Here is a 24686-nt window from a genome sequence, read left to right as displayed (position 1 = left end):
TGGCCGGACTCGCACGCACGACGATGGCCAAGAGCGTGCACGACGCGGGCTGGTCGATGTTCGTCAACATGCTCACGTACAAAGCCGTGCGGTACGGGCGCGCCTTCGTACAGATCGACCGGTTCGAGCCGACCACCCGCACCTGCTCGACCTGCGGACACCTCGACACACCCGAACCCCTCCACATCCGAGAATGGGACTGCCCCGTCTGCGGGGCCCATCACGATCGCGACATCAACGCCGCGAAGAACGTCAAAGCCGCCGGACAGCGCGGTTCGAGCCTGCGGAGCATCAGTAAGGCCAGCCCTCCAGCACCATCGGAGGCGCGGCACGGTGCGAAGAAACAGGAAGCCACGGAATCACCTACCGAAAACCGTGCCGCGTAGCGGCACAGCAATCGGCAGGGATGGCCAGAATCCTCGGGCTTCAGCCCGAGGAGCATGTCAATTGTTCAGCCCCGCGAACCAAACCTCCGTACCGCCGGCGGGAAGAAGACCGCGACCATGGCCACCGGCCACGCCACCGCCGGCCACACCTCGTCCGGGGCGCGCCGCACGTCGTGGCCCGCCACCTCGACGCGGCCCCCGTCGGGCCTCAGCAATGTGGTCATGACGCGCACGGCGGTGGCCTTGCCCGCCCCATTCGTCAAACTTGATTAGCGGTTCTTCGCCCGATCCCGCTCCGCCGCCGCGAACGGGTTCTCCTGCCCCTCCGCGAGCACCCCGACGAAGGGTTCACCCTCGCCCGCGAAGGTGTAGGCACCGCCCTCGATGCGGGCGATCAGACCCCTGGTCCACTTCGCGCCGGTGTCGGCCGAGAAGACCCAGTGGTTCATGATCTCGCCGATGTGGCCCAGCTGTTCGGGCCCGTCCTCGGGGGTGTAGTACTCCGTGACGGAGCGCCGCCACTCCTCCATGCTCCGCACCCGCTCCTTGAGCAGGGCGACGACCTCGTCGCGCGGCAGGTCGACCATGCAGCCGAGCGCCGCGGTGAGGATGTCGGGCCGCTGGTCGTACGAGGTCAGCGACGAGCGGACCAGGGTGAGGTACTCCTCCTGCCCCTGCTCCGTGAGCTCGTACTCGGTGCGCGGCGGGCCGCCGGCCGTGGAGGGCGCGACCTCATGGGCGTGCAGCAGCCCTTGTTTCGCCATCTGCTTGAGCGCGTGGTAGATCGAGCCGGGCTTGGCGTTCGACCACTCGTGGGCGCCCCAGAACTCCAGGTCGTTGCGTACTTGGTAGCCGTGCGCGCGGCCGTGCTGGCGTACGGCCCCGAGAACCAGCAGGCGGATCGCTGACATGCGGTCAAGCGTAGACGCCGGGGGCACAGGCCTCTGCCGCCGGTCAAGCGGCGCACAAAACGCGTAGGGCTTTCCCTACGTTTGACGCGTAGGGAAAACCCTACATATCGTCGGGCGCATGAACATCACCCACGCCTCCTTCCTCACCCTCCCCGTCACCGACCAGGACCGCGCCCTGCGCTTCTACGTCGACGTGCTGGGCTTTGACGTCGTCGTCGACCGGCAGATGCCGCCGGGCCGCTGGCTTCAGGTCGCGCCCGCGGGCGCGCAGACCGTTTTCACGCTGGCCGGACCCGGCATGGGCGATTTCACGCCCGGTTCGGCGCGGGGGATCATGTTCGTCACGACCGATGTCGACGCGGACTGTGCGCGCCTGAAGGCCGCGGGCGTCGAGGTCAGCGGGCCCGAGCAGCTGCCGTGGGGTCGGATGGCGGGCCTGACCGACCCGGACGGCAACGGCCTGATGCTGATCACCGAGAACGAGACTGGGAGCTTCTGACCGCCATGACCCCCGCGAGCGCGCACCCCGCCACCGGCCAGGACCCGGACCGGATCTTCGGCGCGCTCGCCAACGGCACCCGGCGCGAGATCCTGCGCCTGCTGCGGGAGCACGGCCCGCAGCCGGCCGGGTCACTGGCGAACCGCTTCGACATGGCCCGGCCCAGCCTCTCCGAACACCTCAGAGTGCTGCGCGACGCAGGCCTCGTCTCCGAGGAGCGCTCGGGCCGGCAGCGGATCTACCGCCTGGAGGCCGCACCGCTCGCGGACGTACAGGACTGGCTGCATCCCTACGAGCGATTCTGGCGGAAGAAGCTGAGTGATCTCAGCGACGTACTGGACGCCATGCCCGACGATGGCGCCCCATGAGCACCAGTGAGCCCGACCCGACGCCCGACCCCACCACCATCACGGTCGACCAGTTCTTTCCGCACCCGCCCGCGAAGGTCTGGCGCGCGCTGACCGAGCCCGAGCTGATCGAGCGCTGGATGATGCCGGGCGGCGAGCAGTTCCGGCTCGCGGTCGGCCACCGCTACACGATGACCGCGGTGCCGCGCCCCAACACCAATTTCTCCGGCACGGTCGAGGCGGAGGTCCTCGCCTACGAGGACGAGCGGATGCTGAGGATGCGCTGGGCGGATCGAGATCCGGCCAATCCCGCCGACTGGACGATCACTTGGACGCTGCACGCGGAAGGCCGTGGGACGCGCCTTTTCCTCGTTCACGAAGGACTCGATCCGGACGATCCGGCCCAGGCGATGGCCAGAAAGATCATGGACGGTGGCTGGCGATCGCATGTAATGCATGCGCTGGGGAAGGCGCTTTCCGAGCTGTAACTGCGAGAACACCCCGCGTGCACGTGCATCTGCCCATGCATGGGCATATGAACGCAGCTATGATCCTGGACAGTTGGGGCAGTTGATCATTGCCGTCCCGGCTTTCACATTGACCACAGAATCATTCACTGTTACAGCACTGACAGCACCACCGGGGAGCGAACCGTGCACCACGTGTACAACGGCATGGCGGCCACGGAGTTGCACGGAGTGGTCTGGCAGAAGAGCAGGCACAGCAACTCGCAGGGTTCCTGCGTGGAGTTCGCGAAGTTGCCCGGCGGAAGGATCGCCGTACGCAACTCGAACTTTCCCGAGGGGCCCGCGCTCGTCTATACGCCCGCGGAGATAGAGGCGATGCTCCTCGGCGTGAAGGACGGGGAATTCGACCATCTGACGGCCGGGGCCTGACGCGGCTTCAATAGGCGGCGTCCGCAGGCCTCACAACCGCACGACCTCACAGCCGGAAGAGCGCCCAGACCACCTTGCCGCTCGGCACCCCCGCCAGGGGATGCCAGCCCCAGCTGTCGGCGAAGGAGTCGACGAGGAACAGGCCGCGCCCCGACTCCGCCGAGAAGTCGGCGTCGATGTCCACCTCTTGGGCGACCGGACTGTCGTCGCTGGGATCGCGGACCGCGCACACTACGCGCGAAGACCAGTGCATCAAATGAAGCCGTACGGGCGGATCCTGGCCGTGCGGTGTGTCCGCCGGCAGGCCGTGCCGCAGCGCGTTGGTGACGAGTTCGGAGACGACCAGACAGATGTCGTCGAAGCGCTCCAACGCCTCCCAGTCGGCGAGCGCCCTGCAACTGAACTCCCGGGCGCAGCGCACCGCTTCATAGCGGGCGGGAAGAGCGCAGGACGCGGTGCTGGAGACGGCCGAGGGGTCGACCGGAGGCAAGCCGCGCCTTAACTCGCTCAAAGGCTCGAGCATGGTCGATCCGTCCGTCCCCATGCGAGGCACTCCCCATTTTCGCAGTACGCAGCGAGCGGTGGTGGCGCCATCGTTCCGAATGCGTACAGCGGATGCAAGGGCAGATGCACGTGCACGCGCCCGACTTGAGCAACCCCGTACCGCTTCTCGCGCATTTCTTCCTACGACTTCTTGCGCATGTAGTTCGTGATCTTTCCGTTTCTGTAACCGAACGAGTACAGGCTGGAGCTTTTTGATGGCAGACTTCGGCCGTGGACCAATGGGGAGGATGAAGAGACGTGACCGCTGGGGAGGCATGGGGGTCGCCCCAGGCGCTGAACTCTGGTGGGGGCTCGGTGGTGCGACGCATCCTGCTGGGCTCACAGCTGAGGCGCCTGCGGGAATCGCACGGGATCACCCGCGAGGCCGCCGGCTACTCGATTCGCGCCTCCGAATCGAAGATCAGCCGCATGGAGTTGGGACGGGTGAGCTTCAAAACGCGCGATGTCGCCGACCTGCTGACGCTGTACGGGGTGGATGACGAGGCGGAGCGCTCCGCGCTGCTCTCGCTCGCGAAGGAGGCCAACGTCGCGGGCTGGTGGCACAGTTACAGCGACGTACTGCCCGGCTGGTTCCCCACGTACCTCGGACTCGAGGGCGCGGCCACCCAGATCCGCGGCTACGAGGCCCAGTTCGTGCACGGCCTGCTGCAGACCGAGGGGTACGCCCACGCGGTCGTCGAGCAGGGCATGAGGGGCGCCGCGCGCGAGGACGTCGAGCGGCGGGTCGCGCTGCGCATCGAACGGCAGAAGCTGCTGGTCGACGAGCGGGCGCCGCAGGTGCACATCGTGCTCGACGAGGCGACGGTGCGGCGCGTGCAGGGCGGGCGCGAGGTGATGCGCGGGCAGCTGGAGCACCTCATCGAGCTGGCCTCGCTCCCTCATCTGACGTTGCAGATCATGCCGTTCAGCCATGGCTGGCACGCCGGCGAGTCCGGCACGTTCACCATCCTCACGTTCCCGGAGTCCGACCTTTCGGACGTCGTCTTCCTCGAACAGCTCACCAGCGCGCTGTACCTGGACAAACGCGAGGACGTGACGCAGTACTCGAAGGCGATGACGGAACTCGCGACCCAGTGCCCCTCACCCGAGGACAGTGTGCGACTGCTTCGTGACGCGTTGTCCGAATTGGCTTGAGCCTGCTGTGAGTTGACAGATCTCCTGCTGCAACTGTCGTTACCCGCACGTACGATGACGTGCATCAGAGGTGCCCGGCGCTGCAGCAAGGGATGACATGTCCTACTTCACGGAACTGGACCGGCAGTACATCGACGGCTCGTGGCGTCCCGGACGCGGGGCGTGGGACATCATCGACTTCAATCCCTACAACGGGGACAAGCTCGCCTCCATCACCGTCGCCTCCGTGGAGGAGGTCGACGAGGCGTACCGCGCGGCCGAGCGGGTCCAGAAGGACTGGGCGGCGACCAACGCGTACGCGCGCCGCGCCGTCCTCGAGCGCACCCTGCGCCTCCTGGAGGAGCGCGAGGAGGAGATCACCGAGGCGATCATCGACGAGCTCAGTGGTACGCGGGTCAAGGCCGGCTTCGAGCTGCACCTCGCCAAGGAGTTCCTGCGCGAGTCGGTGCAGCTGGCGCTGCGCCCGCAGTGCAGCGTGATCCCCTCGCCCGTGGACGGCAAGGAGAACCGGCTCTACCGGGTGCCGGTCGGGGTCGTCGGGGTCATCTCGCCGTTCAACTTCCCGTTCCTGCTGTCCCTGAAGTCCGTCGCGCCCGCGCTCGCGCTGGGCAACGGCGTGGTCCTCAAGCCGCATCAGAACACCCCGGTCACCGGCGGTTCGCTGATCGCGAAGCTCTTCGAGGACGCGGGCCTGCCGGCCGGGCTGCTCAACGTCGTCATCACGGACATCGCCGAGATCGGTGACGCGTTCCTGACCCACCCGGTGCCCAAGGTGATCTCCTTCACCGGCTCCGACCAGGTCGGCAGGCATGTCGCGACGGTCTGCGCCGCGCAGTTCAAGCAGTCGATCCTCGAACTCGGCGGCAACAGCGCGCTGACCGTGCTCGACGACGCGGACATCGACTACGCGGTGGACGCCGCGGTCTTCAGCCGGTACGTCCATCAGGGCCAGGTCTGCATGGCGGCGAACCGGATCCTCGTGGACCGCAAGGTGGAGAAGGAGTTCACGGAGAAGTTCGTGGCGAAGGTCTCCTCCCTCAAGACGGGCGACCCGCGCGACCCCGCCACCGTCATCGGGCCGGTCATCAACTCCACGCAGGCGGACGCGATTTCGAGCGTCGTCGCCACCGCGGTCGCCGAGGGCGCCACCGCTCTCGTACGCGGGGGTGTGGACGGGAACATGGTGGAACCGGTCGTGCTCGGCGGGCTGCCCGCCGACTCCCCCGTGCTGCGGCAGGAGATCTTCGGCCCCGTCGCCCTGCTCATCCCGTTCGACGGGGACGAGGAGGCGGTGCGGATCGCGAACGACACCCCGTACGGGCTGAGCGGCGCCGTGCACACGGGCGACGTGGAGCGCGGGGTGGCCTTCGCCCAGCGGATCGACACCGGCATGTTCCATGTGAACGACGGGACCGTGCACGACGAGCCGCTCGTCGCCTTCGGCGGGCAGAAGCAGTCCGGGATCGGGCGGCTCAACGGCGAGGCGACGGTGGAGGCGTTCACCACGCAGAAGTGGATATCGGTGCAGCGGGGGCGCTCGCAGTTCCCGTTCTGAGGACGTACTGAGGTTGGGAGACGTTGTGCGCAGCAGGACCGTGCGGTGCGGAGTGGGCGCTGCCGCCGTGGTGGTGGCGCTTGCCCTCGGCGGGTGCAGCGGCGGGGGTGACGACGACGGTGGAAACGGTGGAAAGGCCCAGGGCAAGGGCTCTGACTCGGCCTCGAAGGGGAGTTCGTCGGCACCCGCCGGGGACTCTTCCCCCGGTTCCGTGAAGGACGCCGAGGGTGTGTGGAAGGCGTCCGGCGGCGGCAAGCCCGTCGTCCTCGTCGTCGGCGCGCAGCAGGCCGCGCTGACCACCGCCGACGGACACCTGTGCACCGGGACCCTGACGGGTGCCGGGAAGCCGACGCTCAGCCTCCGGTGCGCGGACGGGAACACCGACCGCACGAAGGGCGCGGTCGAGTCCAACGACGGCAGCACGATGCGGATCGCGTGGGACGCCGGCCGGCAGGACACGTTCAAGAAGGCGAAGGACGGCGAGCTGCCGACCGGCCTGCCCAGCGGCCTCCCGACGAACTGAGTCGCCTCTGGCCGGGTCACCGCTGGTCGGTCGACTCCCGGGTCATCGGCGGTACGTCGGTGTCCAGGGCGTCGGACAGTTCCTCCAGGGTTTCGAGGAACAGTCCGGCCCCGCGGCGCACCACCCGGTCCGGGACGCCTTCGCCGTCCCACGCGTCGAGGGCCTCGCGGACGGGTTTCCAGCGCGGGATCCGGCGCTCGCGGATGGCCTGGGCGCCGTCGCGGGTCGCGTCGCGCAGCGCGTCGGCGAGCGCGTCGGCGGCGGGCACCGGGGTCGCGCCGCGCTCCGGCAGGTGCGCCTCCATCAGCATCACCACGCGGCCGATGTGATGCAGGGCGTGCGCGGCGTCGTCGGCGGCGGCGTTGGACAGGCCGCGGTGGCGTACGGGTTCGGTCTTGGCGCGGGCCGCGGCCTGCTCCCAGGCGATGTGCGCGTCCCGGGCCTTGAGCAGGGCCTCGCGCACGTCCGGGCAGCTCTTGCCCGCCGGGCTGGCGTAGTGGGCGACGACCGCGGCGGCGTACTCGCCGAGCGCGGCCAGCCAGTCGGCGAGGTGGGTGCGCAGGCGCGGCGTCTCCCAGGCCGGGTACAGGGCGTACGACAGCATGGCCAGTACTCCGCCGACGAGGGTGAGCACGACGCGTTCGGGGACGGTCTGGCTCCACTCCTGGCCGCCCATGCCGAGCAGGAACACCACGTACATGGCGACGCAGCACTGGGCGGCGAGCTGGCCCGTGCGCATCAGCAGGTACATCAACGCCGCGCACACCACGGCGAACAGCGCGGAGAGATACGTGCCGGGGTGGGCGACCTGGAGGATCGCGGTGGCCAGGGTGACACCGACGAGCGTGCCGCCGAACCGGGCCACCGCCCGCGAGTACGTCTGCGAGAAGTCGGGGCGCATGACCATCACGGCCGACATCGGCGCCCAGTAGCCGTGGCCGTACGGGAGGGCGTCACCGATCAGGTACCCGGCGACGGCGACCGCGGCGACCCGGTTCGCATGCCGCAACACCGGCGACCCGGGCCGCGCCTCCCGCCGGATCGCCCGGACGGCGACGGGCAACAGGGCGAAGATGCTGGGCCGCCGAAGCGGTTTCGCGATGGGAGCCGGGGCGGGTTCGTCGGTACGGGTGTGCAGATCAAGCCCCGCCGGCGATTGAGGCGCGGGGTCCGGGGCGGAGCCCCGTGGCGTGAGGTCGGCGACCGTGTCGTCGGAGGGCCGCACCCCGCCCGCCGTCTCCAGGACGTCACGGAGGAGCGAGCCAAGACGGGTGGCCGCACGCTGCGGCGGCCCGGACAGGATCGCCCCGGTGTCCGGGGACCGGAACGCCGCGACCGCATCCGGCGGAACCCGCACCGGCGACCCGTGCCGGATGGCCCTCGCCGCGGCGTCGAGAAGGGCCCCCGTCGCGGCCAGCAATTCCCGCACCCGGTCCCGCTCGGGCCCCTCCTCCGGCACGCCGACCGCCGGATCGGCGAGCGAGGCGAGCACCGGTCGGATCCGCTCCGCGACGCCCCGCGCACCGTGCAGCTGCGCGGGCCGGGTCCGGGCCTGCCGCGGCGTGAGCGCGGCGGCGTTGCGCGCCAGCATCAGCGGCTCCGGATCGAACGCGGCGACGGAATCGTGCCGCAGCCGCCGCGCGTAGTCGGCCTCCGCCGCGAGCGCGTCGGCGAGGGCGTCGCGGTGCGCTCCCCATCGGCGTACGGGGAAGAGGATCACCAGCGCCGCCTGGACCAGGCCGCCGAAGACCATCATCGCCGCGTGGCCGGCGGCCTCGGCGATCGTCGTCGGCAGGGTGATGGTCACGAGCATCATCGCGACGTTCGACGACGCCATGATGCCGATGGTCGGCCCCGCCGCCCAGGCGAGCCCCGCGAGATACGTCCACAGCGCGAGCAGCGGCAGGAAGAAGACGAGGTGGGAGCCGGTGAGATAGCCGAGGAACGTCGAGATGCCGAGGCTGGCGCCGGAGGCGAGCGCGAGTTCGGGACGCGGCCGCCAGCTCCGCTGGAACGTGGCGATCGCCGCCTGGTACGCGCCGAAGGCGGAACCGGCCGCGACCGCGGGGCCGAACAGCGACAGGCTCACCGCGATCACGATCGCGAGCCCCGCGGCGCCGCGCAGGGCGATCAGCGGTTCGAGGCGCTTGCGCTCGACGGTCAGGCCCGAGCGCGTGGTCACCTTCAACGCCCGGAACCAGCTCATTTCGCCAGAATACGGGCATCCACCTTTCCTGACGGCAGGCCTTACTCCCCTTCGCGGAGCACCAGGTCCAGGAGACCGGGGAAACGGGTGTCGAACTCGGCGCGGCGCAGCCGGTTGAGCCGCCTGGGCCCGGCGTCCCGCTGCTCCAGCAGCCCCGCCTCCCGCAGCACGGAGAAGTGCCGGCTCAACGTCGCCTTGGTGACGGGCACGTCGAAGGTCCCGCAGGTCCGCTCCCAATCAACGGCCCCGGACAACTCCCGCACAAGCGCACGCCGCACCGGATCGGCCAGCGCGACGAGCGCCGCCCCCAGCGGCACATCCACCGGATCGACATGCACCGGCGCCGCCCGGTGCCCGCTCGTCGTACCCGCCGCCGCCACCTGCGCCAACGTCATGCCGTCCTCCCTGCTCCCGGATGAATGAGCGCGGCCGCCGCCCGCCGGTGGCCGCCAGGACCCACCTGCCCGCTCTACGCCGTCCGACGCCGGCTCACCCGTCCAGGCGGGCCTGTTGTGCCGCCGCCGTGCCCTCCTCCCAGCCCGCTCCGTCGGTGACGCCTCGCATGCGGGTCGTCGTGGTTTCGGGGAACATTTCCTCGGCGCGGCCGGTGACCGCGACGTCGCGGGCGGCGAGGACCGGGAGGGCGTCGCCCGCCGACTGCGTGACCTGGTCGGCGACGGCGGCGAGCCGGTCCCCGATCCGGTGCGCGTACGCGGCCAGGAACGACTGCCGGAAGGTCTTCGTGCGCTTCCTGCCGCCCGCCCGCTGCTCGGCCTCGGCGCGCGTCATCGCGGCGGTGGCCTGCACGAGCAACGACGTGTGAAGCACCTCGACGACCTCCAGATCCGGCTCGAAGCCGACGACCGTCGAGAAGCCGAACGCCGAGTTCCACACCGCCCGGCAGCGGTTCGCCGAGGCCACTGCGTCGAGGAGGACCGCCTTCGCCGTCTCGTAGGGGGCGTCGACGCCGATCCGGCAGGCGGCGGGCGCGTCCTTGGCGTGCGTACGGGAGGCGAGCAGCGCCTCGTCGACCGAGTGCCGGGCCATCAGCTCCTGCGCCTTCGCCGACAGCGCCTCCGCCTCCGGCGGGTACCCGGTCCGCTCCGCCTTGGCGAGCAGCGCGCGGATCTTCGCCAGGGCCCGCGGCTCGCCCGCCACCGGGACCGTGACCGACTCCCCCGGCACCGGGCCGACCGGTTCGATCGCGGGCAGCCGCGCAAGGAGTCGGTACAGCTCCAGGGCGGCGGTGGCGCCCGAGAACCGGTCCGTGCGGGCGGGTTCCTCCGCCGGCAGCTCGGCGAGCTGGGCGGACCAGCGCGGCGGCAGGTGCTCGTACCGCTCGGTCTCGCCGCGGATCAGGCGGGCCGCGAGCCGTTCGTGGCCCGCGTCCAGGCCCTCCTGCCGTACGACCATCCGCAGCACGTCGGCCGGCTGCCAGCCGCGCTCCCACGCCCGCCGCACGAACTCCCGTCCCCGCAGGGCGAGTTCCGCGTCGGACGCCGGGTCGGCGGCGAGCAGCGAGGCCCCCGTGTCGAGGTCGCCGCCGTCGTGGAGGGCGGCGGCGAAGGCCCGCTCGACCGTGCTGTCCCCGCTGCTCGTACCGCTCATACGGCCATGATCCCAGCCCTAAGCGGTCAGGGACTCCACGATCAATTCCGTCGCCCGCTTCACCAGCGGGCTGTCGCCCTCTGCGGCCGGGTCCGGCTTGGTCGACAGGACGGAGAGGATCACCGGCGCCCCGTCCGGCGTCCAGGCGATGCCGACGTCGTTGGCGGTGCCGTACCGGCCCGTGCCGGTCTTGTCGCCGACGACCCAGTCGGCGGGCAGCGCCGCCCGGAAGCGTTCGCCGCTGGTGGTGTTGTCGAGCAGCCACCGGGTCAGCCGGTCGCGGTCGGCGGGGGCGAGTGCGTCGCCGAGGACCAGGCGCGCGTACGTCGCCCCGAGCGCGCGGGGCGTGCTGGTGTCGGTGACGCGGCCCGGTTCGGCCGAGTTCAACTCGGGCTCCCAGCGGTCGAGCCGGGTCGTGCGGTCGCCGGTCGAGCGGACGAAGCGGGTGACGGCGGCGGGGCCGCCGAGGCGCTCCATGAGGAGGTTCGCGGCGGTGTTGTCGCTGTACGAGACCGCGGCGCCGCACAGCTCGGCGACGGTCATGCCGTGCGCGAGGTTCTCGGGCTTCCCGGTGACCGGGGCGCCGCCCGCACGGTCGATGTCGGCCTGCGTGTAGCGGATGCGGCGGGCCAGGAACTCGCCGTCCTTGTCGAGGTCGCGCAGCACGGCGGCGACGGCGATCGTCTTGAACGTGGAGCACATCGGGAAGCGCTCGTCGGCGCGGTGGCGGACGGTGCGCCCGGTGCCGAGGTCGTGCGCGTACACGCCGAGGCGGGCGCCGTGCTTGCGTTCGAGGGCGGCGAAGCGGCCGTCGGCGTGCGTGGTGCCGGATGCCGGCCGAGGAGCGGCGGAGGCGGTGCCGGCGAGCGCGGTGGCGCCCAGCGCGGTCGCGGTGGTGAGGATGGCGCGGCGGGTGGTGGACACGGTGGGGGTGGTCCTTTCTGCGCGGCGGTGATCTTTTTGTTCGACTCGGGTACGAGGACGGTCCTGACCACCCGAACGGTTGCGGCCCACCGAGATGCCAGGGGCCGCCGCGACGTGCGAGGCTCGGGGGCATGAGAGTGGCACTGGCGCAGACCGACTGCGAACTCGGCGATGTGGACGCCAACCTGGACACGGCCCGCGAACAGATCGCGCAGGCCAAGGCCCAGGGGGCGGATCTCGTCGTCTTTCCCGAACTGAGCCTGCACGGCTATCACCTCGGCGGCCTGAAGTCGGACACGTCGATCGCCACGAACGACCCGCGGCTGCTCGGCCTCACGTCCCCGGACGGCCCGGACGTCATGGTGGGCCTGCACGAACACACCAGCCTGCGCGCGTACAACACCTCCGCCTACTACGCGGGCGGCGCCCTGCTGCACGCCCATCGCAAGCTGTACCTCCCGAACTACCTGGCCTGGGAGGAGCGCAAGCACGTCAGCCCCGGTCAGCACTCGCGCGCGTACGACCTGCCCGGCGAGCACGGCAGGGCCGCGACGCTGGTCTGCAACGACGCGTGGCAGCCGGTGCTGCCGTGGCTGGCGGTGCAGGACGGCGCGGAGGTCCTGTTCGTGCCCGCGAACAGCGCGGCGACGCTGGACCCGGAGGCCATGGACACGACCCTGTACTGGGACACGCTCCTGTCGTACACGGCCAAGATGCTCCAGTGCTGGGTCGTCTTCGTGAACCGCGTCGGCAACGAGAACGGGGCGTCCTTCTGGGGCGGCTCCCGTGTGGTCGACCCGCGCGGCACGGTGGTGGCGCAGGCGCCGCAGTGGGAGCCGGGGCTCGTCACGGTCGACCTCGATCTGCACGAGGCGCGCCGCCAGCGGAGGGCGGTTCCCCTGGTGGCGGAGGCGCGGCTGGGTTTGGTCGACCGGGAGGTCCGCCGGTTGATCGACGAGGGCGGCGACAGCTAGGGCTTGTCGTTTGGATCAGGCCGGGCTCGCGGGGCTCCGCCCCGGACCCCGCGCCTCAATCGCCGGCGGGGCTTGAGATGGTCGACCAGATCAAGCCCCTGCGGCGATTGAGCAGCGGGGTCCGGGGCGGAGCCCCGCGGCCGCAACGCCGTCGCGGCGGAAAGATTGTCAGTGCCGGGTGTGACACTCGGCCATGTGACAGACCGATGGGCCCTGGCCCCCACCGAGCACGGCGGCGCCGACCTGGTGCCGCTGGGCCCGGACGGCCACCCCGCAGGACCGGTCACCCGGGAGCCCGACCTGGTGACCGCCGTCCGCTCCCGACCGGAGGTCACCCGTTGGGTGTGGCGGGACACGCACGCCGTCTACCCCCAGCTGCTCGCCGCAGGCGCCCGCGTGGAGCGCTGCTACGACATCGAGGCCGCCGAGAACCTCCTGGTCGCGCACGAGGGGCGGCACGGCGACCCCCGTTCCGCCGCCGCGGCCCTCGCCCGCCTGAAGGGCGCACCCGTCCCGCCCGATCCGCCGCCCCGCGTCGCCGCCCCCGGCTCCCAGTCGTCCCTCTTCGAACCACGCCCACCCGTGGACGTACCGCTGACCGATCTCGTCGAGGTCTACGCGGAGCAGCAGCGCCGCCACGAGGCCACCGGGCAGCCGGGCCGGATGCGGCTGCTCACCGCGTCCGAGTCGGCGGGCATGTTGGTGGCCGCCGAGATGCACGCGGCGGGCCTGCCGTGGCGGGCGGACGTGCACCGCGCGGTCCTCGGCGAGCTGCTCGGCGAGCGGTACGGCGGCGGGGGCGAGCCGCGCCGCCTCGCGGAGCTGGCGGACGAGGTGTCGGAGGCGTTCGGCAGACCGGTGCGGCCCGACCTGCCCGCCGACGTCATCAAGGCGTTCGCGCACGCCGGCATCAAGCTCACGTCGACGCGCCGCTGGGAGATCGAGGGCATCGACCACCCCGCCGTAGGGCCCCTGATCGAGTACAAGAAGCTGTACCGCATCTACACGGCGCACGGCTGGTCCTGGTTGCAGGACTGGGTCAGGGAGGGCCGGTTCAGACCCGAGTACCTGCCGGGCGGCACGGTCTCGGGGCGATGGACGACGAACGGCGGGGGCGCGCTGCAGATCCCCAAGGTCATCCGGCGCGCGGTCGTGGCCGACCCGGGCTGGCGACTCGTCGTGGCGGACGCCGATCAGATGGAGCCCAGAGTCCTCGCCGCGATCTCCCGCGACCCCGCGTTCATGGAGGTCTCGGGCCAGGCAGCCGACCTCTACCAGGCGGTCTCCGACCGGGCGTTCGCCGGTGACCGGGGCCAGGCCAAGCTGGCCGTGCTCGGCGCCATATACGGGCAGACCTCGGGCGACGGCCTGAAGAACCTGGCGCTGCTACGGCGCCGCTTCCCGCTGGCGGTCGCATACGTGGACGAGGCGGCGCGCGCGGGCGAGGAGGGGCGGCTCGTGCGCACGTGGCTGGGCCGCACCTGCCCGCCCGCCGTGGGCGCCGCCGAACCCGAGGAGGCCGGCATCCCGCAGGACGAGCCCGAACAGGCCGCGGAGGCGGGCGGGTTGACGTACGGCTACGCCTCGTCGAACTCGCGCGCCCGCGGCCGCTTCACCCGGAACTTCGTCGTGCAGGGCAGCGCCGCCGACTGGACGCTGCTGGTCCTGGCCGCACTGCGCCGGGAACTGGCGGACATGGCGGCCGAGTTGGTGTTCTTCCAGCACGACGAGGTGATCGTGCACTGCCCCGAGGAGGAGGCGGCGCGGGTGAGCGCGGCCATCACGGAGGCGGCCGAGCTCGCGGGCCGGATCGCCTTCGGTGAGACCCCGGTGCGCTTCCCGTTCACGGTGGCGGTCGTGGAGTGCTACGCGGACGCCAAGTGACCGGGAGCGCACCGGTGCCGACGGCTCACGCCGCCCGGAACGCGAGGACCACGTTGTGCCCGCCGAAGCCGAAGGAGTTGTTCAGGGCGACACCCCCCGCGGGCAGCGCCCTGGGTCCGTCCCGGACGATGTCGGCCTCGGCCGCGGCTGCCGGGTCGACGCGGTCGAGGTTGATGGTCGCGGGCGCGAGGCGGTCCCGCAGCGCGAGGACGGTGGCGACGGTCTCGACGCCGCCCGCCGCGCCCATCAGGTGCCCCGTCATGGACTTGGTCGCCGACACCGCGATGCGGTCGGCGTCGTCCCCGAACACCTGGCGCAGCGCGCGCAGTTCGGCTACGTCACCGAGCGGGGTCGATGCCGCCCTTCCGGCGGATCACCGGCCCCGCCACCCGTCAGCACGTCAAGGCGACCCTCCGTGCGGCCCTGAACGACGCGATCGGGCAGCAGATCATCACCTTCAACCCGGCCGCCCACGTCGAGATCGATCCCGTACGCAAGCCGAAGGCACTCGTGTGGACGGACGAGCGGGTCGCCAAATGGGAGCAGTCGGGCGAGAAGCCGTCGCCCGTAATGGTCTGGACGCCCCAGCAGACCGGCGCCTTCCTCGACTTCGTCGCCCAAGACCGGCTGTACGCGATGTGGCACCTGATCGCCTTCCGGGGACTGCGCCGTGGCGAGGCGTGCGGGCAGCCGTGGTCGGAGACGAACCTCGACACCTACTCACTCACCGTCTCCTCCCAACTCGTCCAGGACGGTTGGGAAGTCGAGACATCCGAGCCCAAGACCGACAGCGGATCCCGCGTGGTCGCCCTCGACGACGACACCGGCGATGTCCTGAAGCGGCATCGCGAACGCCAGGACGAGGCGCGCGAGGAGTGGGGCACGGCCTGGGTCGAGACCGGCCACGTCTTCACACAGAAAGACGGCTCCTGGCTTCACCCGGGCAAGGTCACCGACCTCTTCGAGCGCCTGGTCGCCGCGTCCAGCCTCCCGCCGATCCGGCTGCACGATCTGCGCCACGGCGCGGCAACGCTCATGCTCGCCGCCGACATCGACATCAAGATCGTGTCGGACACCCTCGGGCACAGCGACACCCGGATCACGCGAGACATCTACCAGAGCGTCCTGCCCCACGTCGGCAAGAGCGCAGCCGAGGCCACGGCCAAGCTGGTTCCGCTCCAGCGCAAGACGGACGCGGAAGCGGCCGAATACAAAGCGGAGAAGGCCCGGAAGAAGGCGAAGCGCGCCAAGAAGTCGCAGGCCGAGGGCAAGAAGAAGGACGGGCGGAAGAAGCCCAAGAAGTAGGGCCGACTCCGCTTCGCCCACGCGACTTACGGGGCGCTCGCCAACGTGAAGATAGGCAGTAGTTTCCTCTGTACCGTTACCCGCGAGCTGCTGCGGCCGGAGCAGACCAGAAGGTCACCGTCGGCCCGTAGGATCCGTCCTCCTCGTCGGTCACCTGGACAGTGATCTTCAGGTCGGGATACCGGGTGGACAGGACGCCCTGCCAGCACTCCCCCAGAGCCAGGGCGAGCTGAGGCAGTTCCTCGCCAATTTGATCCTCCTCCGTCAGAGGGGTGTTGACGAAGGTGTCCCACAACTTGACCTGATTGGTGACTGCTTCGATGCGTTCCCGGTCGTCGCCCAGGTTCGCGAACCAGTTGTCGACGTTCTCCTCCCGGAATTGCTCCTTGAGGAACACGCCGCCGCGGTACTCGACCGTCTCGGGGCAGAACAGCCAGGCTGCGGCCAGGACGAAGGGCACCCCGCCCTCGTAGTCGATGTAGCTGATCGGGGAGAGCTCATCGTTCTTCCAGTCGGTGCGCCACTGCTTGAAGAAGGCCGGCAGCACGCGCTCGGACCACGACGGTTTGATGCTACTCACGGAATCTCCCAGGGGAACGCGGCGCGCACGTCCTTCGGCTTGTCCACGAAGACCTGCCCAGTCTTCGGATTGGTGTTGCGTCCGAACTCTACGACGTGCGGAGTCTCCACTCCGTTGTGGGCGGCGCCCTCCAGATCCACACGCTTCAGCGCACGCCCCTCGGCGTCGTACGTGCTGTAGCCGGTGACTTTCCCAGTCTGCGGATCCGTCTTGTACAGGGTTCCGTTCTGCGGGCCGTTTTCCATCGGGATTTTGATCCCTCCGCGACCGGCGCCGGTGCTCTTGTAGTGCTCACCATTCTTGATCAGCTCGGACGCCGGCTGCTGTGAGGAGCCGCTGGCGCCGGATCCTTCATTGTTCATCCGCAGGGGTTCGACCTTGGAGTCGCTTCCGGCATGCTGGGCGAGGTCCATGGCTCCGGCGCCCGCCACACCCACGCCCGTGGCTATTCCAGCAGCGGAGACGGCGTTGAGTGGGACACCGGCGACCGCGCCGACGCCGGTGGCGTCCAAGGCGACGCCAAGCCCTTCACCGCCCGCGCTGAGCCCGGTCAGGAGCGCACCGCCGAGCATCGCGGCGCTGTCGCCCGGATGCTGGATCATCGCGTTGCCGAAAGAGGCGAGATCGTTGACGACGACCTTGCCCACGTCCACGGCCCCTTCACCCACATCGCTGAAGAAGTCACCGACCTGGGACCAGAACCCCGGTTTCTCAGGGGCTGACTCGGTGGCCTTCTTCACCAGCGCTGTCGCGGTGTGCCCTGCGCTGTCCACGTTGCCGCGAGCGGTCTCGAGAGTCCCGCGGGCGGCTGTACGGTCGGCTTCCCCGGGATCATGAAAGGGGATCTCGGTCTCATCCCCTCTGCTGCGTGCCTGATTGACTTGCTGTGCGTGGGCATTCTCTGCAGCTGCCGTCGTGGCTTCGCCGCGCGCGAACTGGGATATGGCTTCCTCTGCGCGCTGCTGGGCTGCGCGCAGGGTGTAGCTGTAGTCGTACATGGCGTTCGCGGCGGCGTGGAAGTTGTCGCCTGCCTTGACCCACCTCGACGGCTCGCCATGGAAACGATCGCGGAAGGCGTCACCTGCCGGACCTCTCCACCCGTCTTCGGTCTCAATCTTCGCCAGTCCCTCGCCGGCCTCGATGAGAACGTCGCCGTAGGCGAGGAGAGACTGAGCGGTCGTATTCAGAGCATCGGGCGTTCCGGGAACAAGATCACGGGGGTTCGACGTCTCCCCGAGCTCGGCCATCAGGACGCCCCCGGATCGGACCCGGTCGAGGACTGAAGAATGCCCTGAACAGAGAGTTGGATGTGTTCCTCAGCCTTTTCGTAGCTGTTGACGCAGTGCGTCAGCCAGTCGGAGACCTCCGCGCCATCGGTGGCCAGGTGCGAGACGCCGATGTTCCACCGATCGCAGAAATCGGCGACGGCTGACGCCAGTTCGTCGTGGCCGAAGGCGTCCTTGGGAGCATCGATGTCACTCACCTTCTTGGTGGCCATCGCGTCCAGAGTGGTGGTAATCCCGGTTGCGGCCTTGCGAAGTGCATCAAGGTCCACAGAGAACCCTTCTGACATGTTCCATCCCCTCCCCCGTGCTCAGCACCTAGCAGTCACCTGACACGAACCCATCAATGATCGCGAACAACTGGGCAGGCTAGCAGCGGAGTCTTCGAGGAACCGCACAAAGATCCGGATGGGCCTGATGCGGCTTGGGAGACGAGTGCGGTCGCGCGGACTGGGTGGCCGGTGTGGCCATGGCGCCACCGGGAACGACCGCGCTGGCGGGCCTACGTCATCGCGCCATGCCGACCGGCAGCGCTCCGTCGGCCAGGCACTTCGCACCCCTTCCGCTCACGCATCGCTCACGCAAGCAAAGATGCGGCACCCCAGCCGCCTAGCGCAGGAGACCTCGGGCAACAGAAAACCCCAGGTCACAGACAATGTGACCTGGGGTTTCAACTGAGCCGCCTTCGGGATTCGAACCCGAGACCTACGCATTACGAGTGCGTTGCTCTGGCCATCTGAGCTAAGGCGGCGCCGCCACGCGCACCGGAGTGCGTCAGCAACGTCGCCAATCCTACACGCTCCCCGGGGGTGCTCCGTACAGCCTTTATGACCAGGGGACACGCACTACGAGCAGCGCTTTCCGTCGGCCGGAGGGGTGCCGGTCAAGAGGTAGTCGTCGATCGCTCCGTCCACGCAGTCGCTGCCGCGGCCGTACGCCGTGTGGCCGTCGCCGTCGTACGTGAGGAGGCGGCCGGAGGAGAGCTGGGAGGCGAGGGACTTCGCCCAGCGGTAGGGGGTCGCCGGGTCGCGGGTGGTGCCCGCCACCACGATCGGGGCGGCGCCCTCGGCGGTGATGCGATGGGCCTCGCCCGTCGCCTTCACCGGCCAGTAGCCGCAGTTCAGGGAGGACCAGGCGAGGCCCTCACCGAACAGCGGGGAGGCCTTCTCGAAGTCGGGGACCGCCTTCTCGACCTCCGCGGGCGAGGTGAAGGACGGGGGCTGGTCGAGGCAGTTCACGGCGGCGTTGGCGAACATCATGTTCGAGTACGTGCCGTCGGGGTCGCGCTCGTAGTAGCTGTCGGAGAGGGCGAGCAGGCCCGCGCCGTCCTTGTGCTTCATCGCCGCGGTGAGCGCCTCGCGCAGCTGCGGCCACGACCCCTCGTCGTACATCGCGGCGATCACGCCGGTCGTGGCGAGGGCCTCGCCGAGCTTGCGGCCGTGCTCGTCGCCGGTGGCGATCGGCTTGCGGTCGAGGGTGGTGAAGAAGTCCTTGAGGCGCTTGCTCGACGCGGCGGGGGCGCCCGTACCGAGGGGGCAGCCGGAGCGCTTCGCGCAGTCCTTCGCGAAGGACTTGAACGCGGTCTCGAAGCCGGCGGTCTGCTGTTCGTTCATCTCGCGCGCGGGCAGCGAGGGGTCCATCGCGCCGTCCAGGACGACCCTGCCGACCCGCTCCGGGTACAGGCCCGCGTACGTCGCGCCCAGGAACGTCCCGTACGAGGCGCCCACGTAGTTGAGCTTCTCGTCGTCGAGCGCCGCGCGCACGAGGTCCATGTCGCGGGCCGCCTCCACCGTGGAGACATGCGGCAGGACCCGGCCGGACGTACGGTCCGACGTCTCGCAGCCGGCGCCGAAACCCTTGTAGGCGGCGGCCAGGCGGGCCCGCTCGGCCGCGTCGTCCGGGGTGACATCGGTCTGCGTGTACGTGTCCATCCGCTTGCCGTCGAGGCAGGTGACGGGCTCGCTGCGGGCGACGCCGCGCGGGTCGACGGCGACCATGTCGTAGCGGGCCCGGACCTTCTCCGGGTAGCCGATGCCCGCGTACGACTGGAGGTATCCGATCGCCGAGCCGCCGGGGCCGCCCGGGTTGACCAGGAGCGAGCCGAGACGCTTGCCGGGGCCCGTGGCCTTCTTCCGGGAGACGGCGAGGTCGATGTCGCCGGCGGACGGCTTGTCGTAGTCGAGCGGCGCCTTGAGGGTGCCGCACTCGAATCCGGGCACGCCGCACTTGTGCCACTTCGGGGTCTGGTCGTAGTACGGGGCCAGATCGGCCGGCGTGGAGCGGGGCAGCGCGGCGAGCGAGGAGCCCGGAGTCCCCGAACTGCCCGACGCGCAGGCGGAGATGGCGGCAAGCAGCAGCCCACCGGCGACGGCGAGCGCGGCGGGACGGCGGCGGGGGGTGAGGGGGTGGCGCCAGGAGTACATCGAGCGAGCGTAACGCTCCGCGCCGAACTGGCCACCTTGCGTGGCCGCCGCCAGCGGCTGGTGGGTAAAATCAAGCCCCTGCGGCGATTGAGCAGCGGGGTCCGGGGCGGAGCCCCGAGGCCGGGGACGGCTCCCGGCACCCGACCGCTAACCCGCGCGGAGCGCGACCGTCATCGCCTCCACCGCCAGAAGCGGCGCCACATTCCCGTCCAACGCCACCCGGCACGCCCCGATCGCCTCGATCCGCCGCAGCGTCGACTCCGGCGACGTACCGCGGGCGACCCGCTCCAACGTGTCCTGGATCTCGACGTTCGCCAGGTCCACGCGCGAGCCGAGCTGCATCGCGAGCACGTCCCGGTAGACCCCGGTCAGCTCCGTGAGCGCCAGGTCGAGGCTGTCGCGCTGCGAACGCGTGCGGCGCCGCTTCTGCATGTCCTCGAGGTCCTTCATGACCCCGGCGGTACCGCGCGGCATCCGCCCGCCGCTCTGCGCACCGAGCGCCGCCTTCAGCTCTTCCGTTTCCTTGGTGTCGACCTCTTCGGCGAGCTGCTTGGAGTCCTCGGCGGCCGCGTCCACCAGTTCCTGCGCCGCCTTGAGGCAGCCGCCGATCTCCTCGACCCGCAGCGGCACCTTCAGCACGGCGGCCCGGCGCTCCCGCGCGCGCGGGTCCGTGGCCAGGCGGCGGGCCCGGTCGATGTGGCCCTGCGTGGCACGGGAGACGGCGGCGGCGACATCCGGCTCGATGCCGTCACGTCGTACGAGCATGTCGGCGACGGCGGAGACGGCGGGCGTGCTCAGGGTGAGCAGGCGGCAGCGGGAGCGGATCGTCGGCAGCACGTCCTCCACGGAGGGCGCGCACAGCAGCCACACGGTGCGCGGAGCCGGCTCCTCGACGGCCTTCAGGACCGCGTTCGCCGACTTCTCGTTGAGCCGCTCGGCGTCCTCCACGAGGATCACCTGCCAGCGGCCGCCCGCCGGTGCCGTGTACGACTTGCGGACCGTGTCACGCATGTCCTTGACGAGGATCTCCGCACCGACCGCGGCCACCGTCGACACGTCCGCGTGCGTGCCGAGCAGCGCGGTGTGGCAGCCGTCGCAGAATCCGCAGCCGGGGGCGCCGCCGAGGGCGCGGTCCGGGCTGACGCACTGGAGGGCCGCGGCGAACGCGCGGGCCGCGGTCTCCCGGCCGGCTCCCGGCGGGCCGGTGAACAGCCAGGCGTGCGTCATCTTCGACGCGGTCGGGGGCGGGGTGTCGGCCGCGGCGGCCGTCACCAGGGCGTCCGCGTCCCGCGCCGCGGCGGTCAGCTCCGCGATCACCCGGTCCTGGCCGACCAGGTCGTCCCACACGGCCATGCGGCCACCGTTCCTTTCGCCACCCGAACCCGACTTCAGCAATTGTGCCGGGCCCCACTGACATCCCGTTACGGCAGACCGTCCAACGCCACGGGGCTCCGCCCCGGGCCCCGCTGCTCAATCGCCGCAGGGGCTTGATTTTGCCCACCCGGCCTTGGGCAGACGCCTACCGCCGACGCCGCCGGTCGTCCTCGTCCTGCCCACCGAGCAACTCGTCCGCCAGCGACGGCAGGTCGTCCAGCGGGGTCACCTCCGCCCAGTCGGGGCGGGGGCGCCGCGGCCTGCCGTTCTCGTCGACCTGCGGCAGCTCCGCCGTACGGTCGTTGGGGCTGGCCCCGTCCGGGTCGGCGGCGGGCCGCTCGTCGCGGAAGTACCCGCTCGGCACCCGGTCCGCCGGCTCGGAGACCTGCGGAAGGACCGCCGTCTCGTCCGCCGCGCCGGGCGCGGGCGGCTGCGGCAGCTGCGTCGTCTCCTCGGCGTCCTCGGCGGCCGCCGTGTCCCGCACCTGCGGCAGCACCGTGGTCTCGTCGGCGTCGGGCCGCACGATCGGCGTCGGCACGGTCGTCTCGTTGTCCGGCACCGCGTCGTCCGCTGGGGCCTCGCTCGGGAGCTCGACCTTGCGGAGGTTCGCGGTCGGCGCGCCCGCACTGCGCTGCGCCTGCTCCGCGGCCTGCGCGGCGAGCCGCCGCGCCTCCTCCGCACGCAGCAGCGCCTCTTCGGCCTTGCGCTGCTTCTCCAGGCGCCGCTCCTCGGCCTCGGCCCGCAGCCGCGCCTCGTCCTCGGCCTGCTTGCGCAGTCGCTCCTGCTCGGCGGCGCGCGCCTCTTCCTCCGCCTTGAGGCGGGCCCGCTCCTCCTCGGCCCTGCGGCGCTCCTCCTCGGCGCGCTGCCGGGCCTCCTCGGCCTGCCGCTCGGCCTCCAGACGCTGTGCCTCTTCCAGCTCGCGGCGCTTGCGCTCCTCCTCCTCGGCGCGCAGCTTGGCGAGCTGCTCCTGGCGCTCGCGCTCCAGGCGCTCCTCCTCCGCCTTGCGGGCGGCCTCTTCCTCGGCCTTGCGGCGCGCCTCTTCCTCGGCGGCCTTCCGGGCCTCCTCCTGCGCCTTGATCTCGGCCTCGGAGAGCGGAAGCAGTACGTCGAGCCGGTGCCGGACGACGGTCGTGACGGCCTCCGGCTCCTGCCCCGCGTCGACCACCAGGTAGCGGCCGGGGTCGCCCGCGGCAAGCGTCAGGAAACCGGAGCGCACGCGCGTGTGGAACTCCATCGGCTCCGACTCCAGGCGGTCCGGCGCCTCCGTGAAGCGCTCACGGGCCGCCTCCGGGTCGACGTCGAGCAGCACGGTCAGGTTCGGTACGAGTCCGCTCGTGGCCCACCGGTTGATGCGGGCGACCTCGGTCGGCGACAGGTCGCGGCCCGCGCCCTGGTAGGCGACGGACGAGTCGATGTAGCGGTCGGAGATGACGACGGCGCCGCGTTCGAGCGCCGGGCGGACGACCGTGTCGACGTGCTCCGCGCGGTCGGCGGCGTAGAGCAGCGCCTCCGCGCGGTGCGAGAGACCGGCGGACGAGACGTCCAGCAGGATCGACCGGAGCCGCTTGCCGACCGGCGTCGCGCCCGGCTCGCGCGTGACGACGACCTCGTGGCCCTTGCCGCGGATCCATTCCGCGAGCGCCTCCGCCTGCGTCGACTTCCCGGCGCCGTCCCCGCCCTCCAGGGCGATGAAGAAGCCGGTCGCGGCGGGGGCCTGCACCGGGTCGTTCCCACCGAGCAGCGCGTCGCGCAGGTCGTGCCGCAGCGGCACCCCGCTGCGGTCGTCGGCCTTGGCGAGCACGAGCGCGGCGACGGGCAGCAGCAGCGCGCCCACGAGCATCAGCGTGAACGCGGCGCCCCCGTGCGCGAAGACGAACTTTCCGCTCTCCAGGTGGTGCGGCCCGATGAGCGCGGCCAGAACCGGCGCGAGCAGCGCGCCCAGCGCGACGCACACCCGTACGACGGCCTGAAGGTGCTCGGTCGTGCGGGCCCGCCGGTGGTCCTCGGTCTCCTGGTCGAGCAGCGCGTGGCCGGTGTTCGCCGCGATGCCCGCGGTGACTCCGGCGATCGTCACGAGCAGGATCACGCTCGTCACGTCGGGCACCAGGCCGGCCGCGAGCAGCGCGATGCCGGTGAGCGCGATGGCGAGCGCGAAGAGGCGGCGCCGCGACAGCGGCGGCAGCACCTTGGGCGCCGTGCGGATGCCGACGACGGTGCCGCCGGTCAGGCCGAGCACGAGCAGGCCGAACGTGACCGGGCCCCCGCCCAGGTCCTTGGCGTGCAGGACGGACACGGCGACGGCCGCGGCGATCGCCCCGGCGACACAGGAGCAGGCGAGCACGAGCAGCCGGATCGCGCCCGTGCGGCCCTTGTCCACGCCCGTGCCGGTGCTGGGCCTGCGCAGCCCCTCCAGCGGCGACCGCGCGCGCGGGGTCTGCGTGTCGGGCAGTTCGAGGAAGAACACGACCGACAGGGAGGCGGCGAACAGGCCCGCCCCCACGTAGGAGGACAGCGCCACCTGGTGCGAGGCGAACCAGTCGACGCCTGCGGCGATCAGGTTCTGCACCAGGGTCACGAGGACGAGGCCGGCCGCGCCCAGCGGCACTGCGACGAATCCGGTGCGCAGCGAGAGCCGCCGCAGCGCGTCCGTGTGGTCGGGCAACGGCCGCACGGACGCGCCCTCGATCGGCGGCGGGGGCAGCAGCGCAGGCGCCGCGCTCGCCTTGGCGACGGTCCAGAACCGCTCGGCGACACCGCCGACGAACGCGGTCACGAGGAGCATCGCCAGCGCGTTGTCCGGCACCCAGTCGACCCACAGGGGGGCGACGATGAGCAGCGCGGCCCGCACGCCGTCGGCGCCGACCATGGTCCAGCGCCGGTCGAGCGGCCCGCCCGGCGTCGTCAGCTGGGTCAGCGGTCCGAGCAGGACGGCGCCGAACAGCAGCGTCGACAGGATCCGCGCCCCGAACACGGCGGCGACGGCGAAGGCCACACCCCGGTATCCACCGCCGAAGGACTCCTCGGGGATGGCCGTCTGCACCGCCAGCACCACAAGGACGAGCAGCCCGATCACGTCGCCGACTCCGCCGACGAGTTGCGCCGACCACAGTCGCTTCAACTGAGGTACGCGCAACAAGGCGCGCACCGCACGCTCTCGGGAGTCCGCGACCAGGGCGTCGTCCGGGGCCGTGTTGGGGTCCGTTGGCTGCTCGGCACGGGTCATTCGTCCAGCCTATAGGGACCCGCTGACACACCGAAGGAGTGTTCCCGGTGTGAACGCCTCCCCGACCGGATCACGGGGAGGCACTCG

General features: G+C 71.0%; 22 protein-coding genes, 1 tRNA gene and 3 pseudogenes. 11 read left to right on the top strand and 15 right to left on the bottom strand.

Annotated elements, in window-relative coordinates; translation table 11 throughout:
* Positions 1–386 (top strand): RNA-guided endonuclease InsQ/TnpB family protein (locus tag ACIA8D_RS29280; RefSeq protein ID WP_399236918.1); only part of this gene is annotated, 386 nt, incomplete at its 5' end.
* 146 nt (positions 387–532) lie between these two features.
* Here ACIA8D_RS29280 and ACIA8D_RS29275 read toward each other — a convergent pair.
* Together ACIA8D_RS29275 and ACIA8D_RS29270 are read right to left on the bottom strand one after the other, a co-directional pair.
* Positions 533–649, bottom strand: a pseudogene (locus tag ACIA8D_RS29275) (ATP-binding cassette domain-containing protein); the annotation flags it as partial.
* Positions 650–655: 6 nt separating this feature from the next.
* Positions 656–1297 carry a PadR family transcriptional regulator gene (locus ACIA8D_RS29270; RefSeq protein WP_399236917.1) on the bottom strand — a complete coding sequence of 214 codons (642 nt, stop codon included), beginning with the start codon at positions 1295–1297 and terminating at the stop codon, positions 656–658.
* Between the two features lie 118 nt (positions 1298–1415).
* Between ACIA8D_RS29270 and ACIA8D_RS29265 the strand changes: the two genes are divergently transcribed.
* From ACIA8D_RS29265 to ACIA8D_RS29250, 4 genes are all read left to right on the top strand, one after another.
* Positions 1416–1796 carry a glyoxalase superfamily protein gene (locus ACIA8D_RS29265; RefSeq protein ID WP_399236915.1) on the top strand — a complete coding sequence of 127 codons (381 nt, stop codon included), beginning with the start codon at positions 1416–1418 and terminating at the stop codon, positions 1794–1796.
* A 5-nt stretch (positions 1797–1801) separates the two neighbouring features.
* Complete coding sequence (locus ACIA8D_RS29260; RefSeq protein WP_399236913.1) at positions 1802–2164, top strand: ArsR/SmtB family transcription factor; 363 nt, start codon at positions 1802–1804, stop codon at positions 2162–2164.
* Positions 2161–2631 carry an SRPBCC domain-containing protein gene (locus ACIA8D_RS29255; protein WP_399236912.1) on the top strand — a complete coding sequence of 157 codons (471 nt, stop codon included), beginning with the start codon at positions 2161–2163 and terminating at the stop codon, positions 2629–2631. Before ACIA8D_RS29260 ends, ACIA8D_RS29255 begins: the two co-directional genes overlap by 4 nt.
* Before the next feature lie 165 nt (positions 2632–2796).
* Positions 2797–3039, top strand: coding sequence for a DUF397 domain-containing protein (locus ACIA8D_RS29250; RefSeq protein ID WP_266711349.1), 243 nt, complete (start codon positions 2797–2799; stop codon positions 3037–3039).
* Positions 3040–3085: 46 nt separating this feature from the next.
* Here the strand turns inward: ACIA8D_RS29250 and ACIA8D_RS29245 are convergent, their stop codons facing one another.
* Entirely contained in the window at positions 3086–3583 is a 498-nt protein-coding gene (locus ACIA8D_RS29245; protein WP_399236909.1) for an ATP-binding protein, read from the bottom strand.
* 257 nt (positions 3584–3840) lie between these two features.
* Here ACIA8D_RS29245 and ACIA8D_RS29240 point away from each other — a divergent pair, with 257 nt between their 5' ends.
* From ACIA8D_RS29240 to ACIA8D_RS29230, 3 genes are all read left to right on the top strand, one after another.
* Positions 3841–4737, top strand: a complete 897-nt coding sequence (locus ACIA8D_RS29240; RefSeq protein ID WP_399236907.1) for a helix-turn-helix domain-containing protein — start codon at positions 3841–3843, stop codon at positions 4735–4737.
* A 97-nt stretch (positions 4738–4834) separates the two neighbouring features.
* The gene (locus ACIA8D_RS29235) at positions 4835–6292 is read left to right on the top strand and encodes an aldehyde dehydrogenase family protein (protein ID WP_399236905.1); all 1458 of its coding nucleotides are present in this window, start codon (positions 4835–4837) and stop codon (positions 6290–6292) included.
* Between the two features lie 211 nt (positions 6293–6503).
* Complete coding sequence (locus tag ACIA8D_RS29230) at positions 6504–6815, top strand: hypothetical protein (RefSeq protein WP_399236903.1); 312 nt, start codon at positions 6504–6506, stop codon at positions 6813–6815.
* 16 nt (positions 6816–6831) lie between these two features.
* Here ACIA8D_RS29230 and ACIA8D_RS29225 read toward each other — a convergent pair whose 3' ends face one another.
* The 4 genes from ACIA8D_RS29225 to bla form a co-directional block, all read right to left on the bottom strand.
* On the bottom strand, positions 6832–9021 hold the full coding sequence (locus tag ACIA8D_RS29225) for an FUSC family protein (RefSeq protein ID WP_399236901.1): 2190 nt from the start codon (positions 9019–9021) through the stop codon (positions 6832–6834).
* Positions 9022–9062: 41 nt separating this feature from the next.
* Positions 9063–9416: an ArsR/SmtB family transcription factor gene (locus ACIA8D_RS29220; protein WP_399236899.1), complete on the bottom strand. Its 354-nt coding sequence runs from the start codon at positions 9414–9416 to the stop codon at positions 9063–9065.
* 94 nt (positions 9417–9510) lie between these two features.
* Complete coding sequence (locus tag ACIA8D_RS29215; RefSeq protein ID WP_399236897.1) at positions 9511–10629, bottom strand: DUF2786 domain-containing protein; 1119 nt, start codon at positions 10627–10629, stop codon at positions 9511–9513.
* An 18-nt stretch (positions 10630–10647) separates the two neighbouring features.
* Positions 10648–11553, bottom strand: a complete 906-nt coding sequence (gene bla, locus ACIA8D_RS29210) for a class A beta-lactamase (RefSeq protein WP_399236895.1) — start codon at positions 11551–11553, stop codon at positions 10648–10650.
* Between the two features lie 131 nt (positions 11554–11684).
* Between bla and ACIA8D_RS29205 the strand changes: the two genes are divergently transcribed.
* The gene (locus ACIA8D_RS29205; protein ID WP_399236893.1) at positions 11685–12527 is read left to right on the top strand and encodes a nitrilase-related carbon-nitrogen hydrolase; all 843 of its coding nucleotides are present in this window, start codon (positions 11685–11687) and stop codon (positions 12525–12527) included.
* A gap of 195 nt (positions 12528–12722) precedes the next feature.
* Positions 12723–14411 carry a bifunctional 3'-5' exonuclease/DNA polymerase gene (locus ACIA8D_RS29200; protein WP_399236891.1) on the top strand — a complete coding sequence of 563 codons (1689 nt, stop codon included), beginning with the start codon at positions 12723–12725 and terminating at the stop codon, positions 14409–14411.
* Between the two features lie 25 nt (positions 14412–14436).
* Here the strand turns inward: ACIA8D_RS29200 and ACIA8D_RS29195 are convergent.
* Positions 14437–14772 (bottom strand): annotated as a pseudogene (locus tag ACIA8D_RS29195) (beta-ketoacyl-ACP synthase); the annotation flags it as partial.
* On the opposite strand from ACIA8D_RS29195, the pseudogene ACIA8D_RS29190 reads away from it, so the two are divergent.
* Positions 14763–15716 (top strand): annotated as a pseudogene (locus ACIA8D_RS29190) (tyrosine-type recombinase/integrase); the annotation flags it as partial. The pseudogenes ACIA8D_RS29195 and ACIA8D_RS29190 sit on opposite strands and share 10 nt — an antisense overlap.
* A gap of 76 nt (positions 15717–15792) precedes the next feature.
* Here ACIA8D_RS29190 and ACIA8D_RS29185 read toward each other — a convergent pair.
* The 7 genes from ACIA8D_RS29185 to tmk all read right to left on the bottom strand — a co-directional run bounded on the left by ACIA8D_RS29185 (position 15793) and on the right by tmk (position 24599).
* Entirely contained in the window at positions 15793–16296 is a 504-nt protein-coding gene (locus ACIA8D_RS29185) for a hypothetical protein (protein WP_399236889.1), read from the bottom strand.
* Complete coding sequence (locus tag ACIA8D_RS29180; RefSeq protein WP_399236887.1) at positions 16293–17543, bottom strand: putative T7SS-secreted protein; 1251 nt, start codon at positions 17541–17543, stop codon at positions 16293–16295. The genes ACIA8D_RS29185 and ACIA8D_RS29180 overlap by 4 nt, the downstream gene beginning before the upstream one ends.
* Positions 17543–17794 (bottom strand): hypothetical protein, encoded by a 252-nt coding sequence (locus ACIA8D_RS29175; protein ID WP_399236885.1) that lies wholly within the window; start codon positions 17792–17794, stop codon positions 17543–17545. Before ACIA8D_RS29175 ends, ACIA8D_RS29180 begins: the two co-directional genes overlap by 1 nt.
* 462 nt (positions 17795–18256) lie before the next feature.
* Positions 18257–18330, bottom strand: a tRNA-Thr gene (locus ACIA8D_RS29170).
* Positions 18331–18424: 94 nt separating this feature from the next.
* Entirely contained in the window at positions 18425–20002 is a 1578-nt protein-coding gene (locus ACIA8D_RS29165) for an alpha/beta hydrolase (protein ID WP_399236883.1), read from the bottom strand.
* A 147-nt stretch (positions 20003–20149) separates the two neighbouring features.
* Positions 20150–21355, bottom strand: a complete 1206-nt coding sequence (locus ACIA8D_RS29160) for a DNA polymerase III subunit delta' (RefSeq protein ID WP_399236881.1) — start codon at positions 21353–21355, stop codon at positions 20150–20152.
* A gap of 166 nt (positions 21356–21521) precedes the next feature.
* Entirely contained in the window at positions 21522–24599 is a 3078-nt protein-coding gene (gene tmk / locus ACIA8D_RS29155; RefSeq protein ID WP_399236880.1) for a dTMP kinase, read from the bottom strand.
* Between the last annotated feature and the right edge of the window lie 87 nt (positions 24600–24686).

Source organism: Streptomyces sp. NPDC051684 (genome assembly GCF_044453445.1).
In the GTDB taxonomy this organism is placed as follows: Bacteria; Actinomycetota; Actinomycetes; order Streptomycetales; family Streptomycetaceae; genus Streptomyces.
This window is presented reverse-complemented; position numbering and strand designations above follow the sequence as displayed.

Excerpts from the sequence above, each read along its gene's own strand:
- ACIA8D_RS29225 (WP_399236901.1), bottom strand. The coding sequence starts at position 9,021 with ATGAGCTGGTTCCGGGCGTTGAAGGTGACCACGCGCTCGGGCCTGACC.
- ACIA8D_RS29165 (WP_399236883.1), bottom strand. The coding sequence starts at position 20,002 with ATGTACTCCTGGCGCCACCCCCTCACCCCCCGCCGCCGTCCCGCCGCG.
- ACIA8D_RS29160 (WP_399236881.1), bottom strand. The coding sequence starts at position 21,355 with ATGGCCGTGTGGGACGACCTGGTCGGCCAGGACCGGGTGATCGCGGAG.
- ACIA8D_RS29260 (WP_399236913.1), top strand. The coding sequence starts at position 1,802 with ATGACCCCCGCGAGCGCGCACCCCGCCACCGGCCAGGACCCGGACCGG.
- tmk (WP_399236880.1), bottom strand. The coding sequence starts at position 24,599 with ATGACCCGTGCCGAGCAGCCAACGGACCCCAACACGGCCCCGGACGAC.
- ACIA8D_RS29180 (WP_399236887.1), bottom strand. The coding sequence starts at position 17,543 with ATGGCCGAGCTCGGGGAGACGTCGAACCCCCGTGATCTTGTTCCCGGA.
- ACIA8D_RS29215 (WP_399236897.1), bottom strand. The coding sequence starts at position 10,629 with ATGAGCGGTACGAGCAGCGGGGACAGCACGGTCGAGCGGGCCTTCGCC.
- ACIA8D_RS29220 (WP_399236899.1), bottom strand. The coding sequence starts at position 9,416 with ATGACGTTGGCGCAGGTGGCGGCGGCGGGTACGACGAGCGGGCACCGG.
- ACIA8D_RS29255 (WP_399236912.1), top strand. The coding sequence starts at position 2,161 with ATGAGCACCAGTGAGCCCGACCCGACGCCCGACCCCACCACCATCACG.
- ACIA8D_RS29175 (WP_399236885.1), bottom strand. The coding sequence starts at position 17,794 with ATGGCCACCAAGAAGGTGAGTGACATCGATGCTCCCAAGGACGCCTTC.
- ACIA8D_RS29235 (WP_399236905.1), top strand. The coding sequence starts at position 4,835 with ATGTCCTACTTCACGGAACTGGACCGGCAGTACATCGACGGCTCGTGG.
- ACIA8D_RS29205 (WP_399236893.1), top strand. The coding sequence starts at position 11,685 with ATGAGAGTGGCACTGGCGCAGACCGACTGCGAACTCGGCGATGTGGAC.
- ACIA8D_RS29245 (WP_399236909.1), bottom strand. The coding sequence starts at position 3,583 with ATGGGGACGGACGGATCGACCATGCTCGAGCCTTTGAGCGAGTTAAGG.
- ACIA8D_RS29265 (WP_399236915.1), top strand. The coding sequence starts at position 1,416 with ATGAACATCACCCACGCCTCCTTCCTCACCCTCCCCGTCACCGACCAG.
- ACIA8D_RS29270 (WP_399236917.1), bottom strand. The coding sequence starts at position 1,297 with ATGTCAGCGATCCGCCTGCTGGTTCTCGGGGCCGTACGCCAGCACGGC.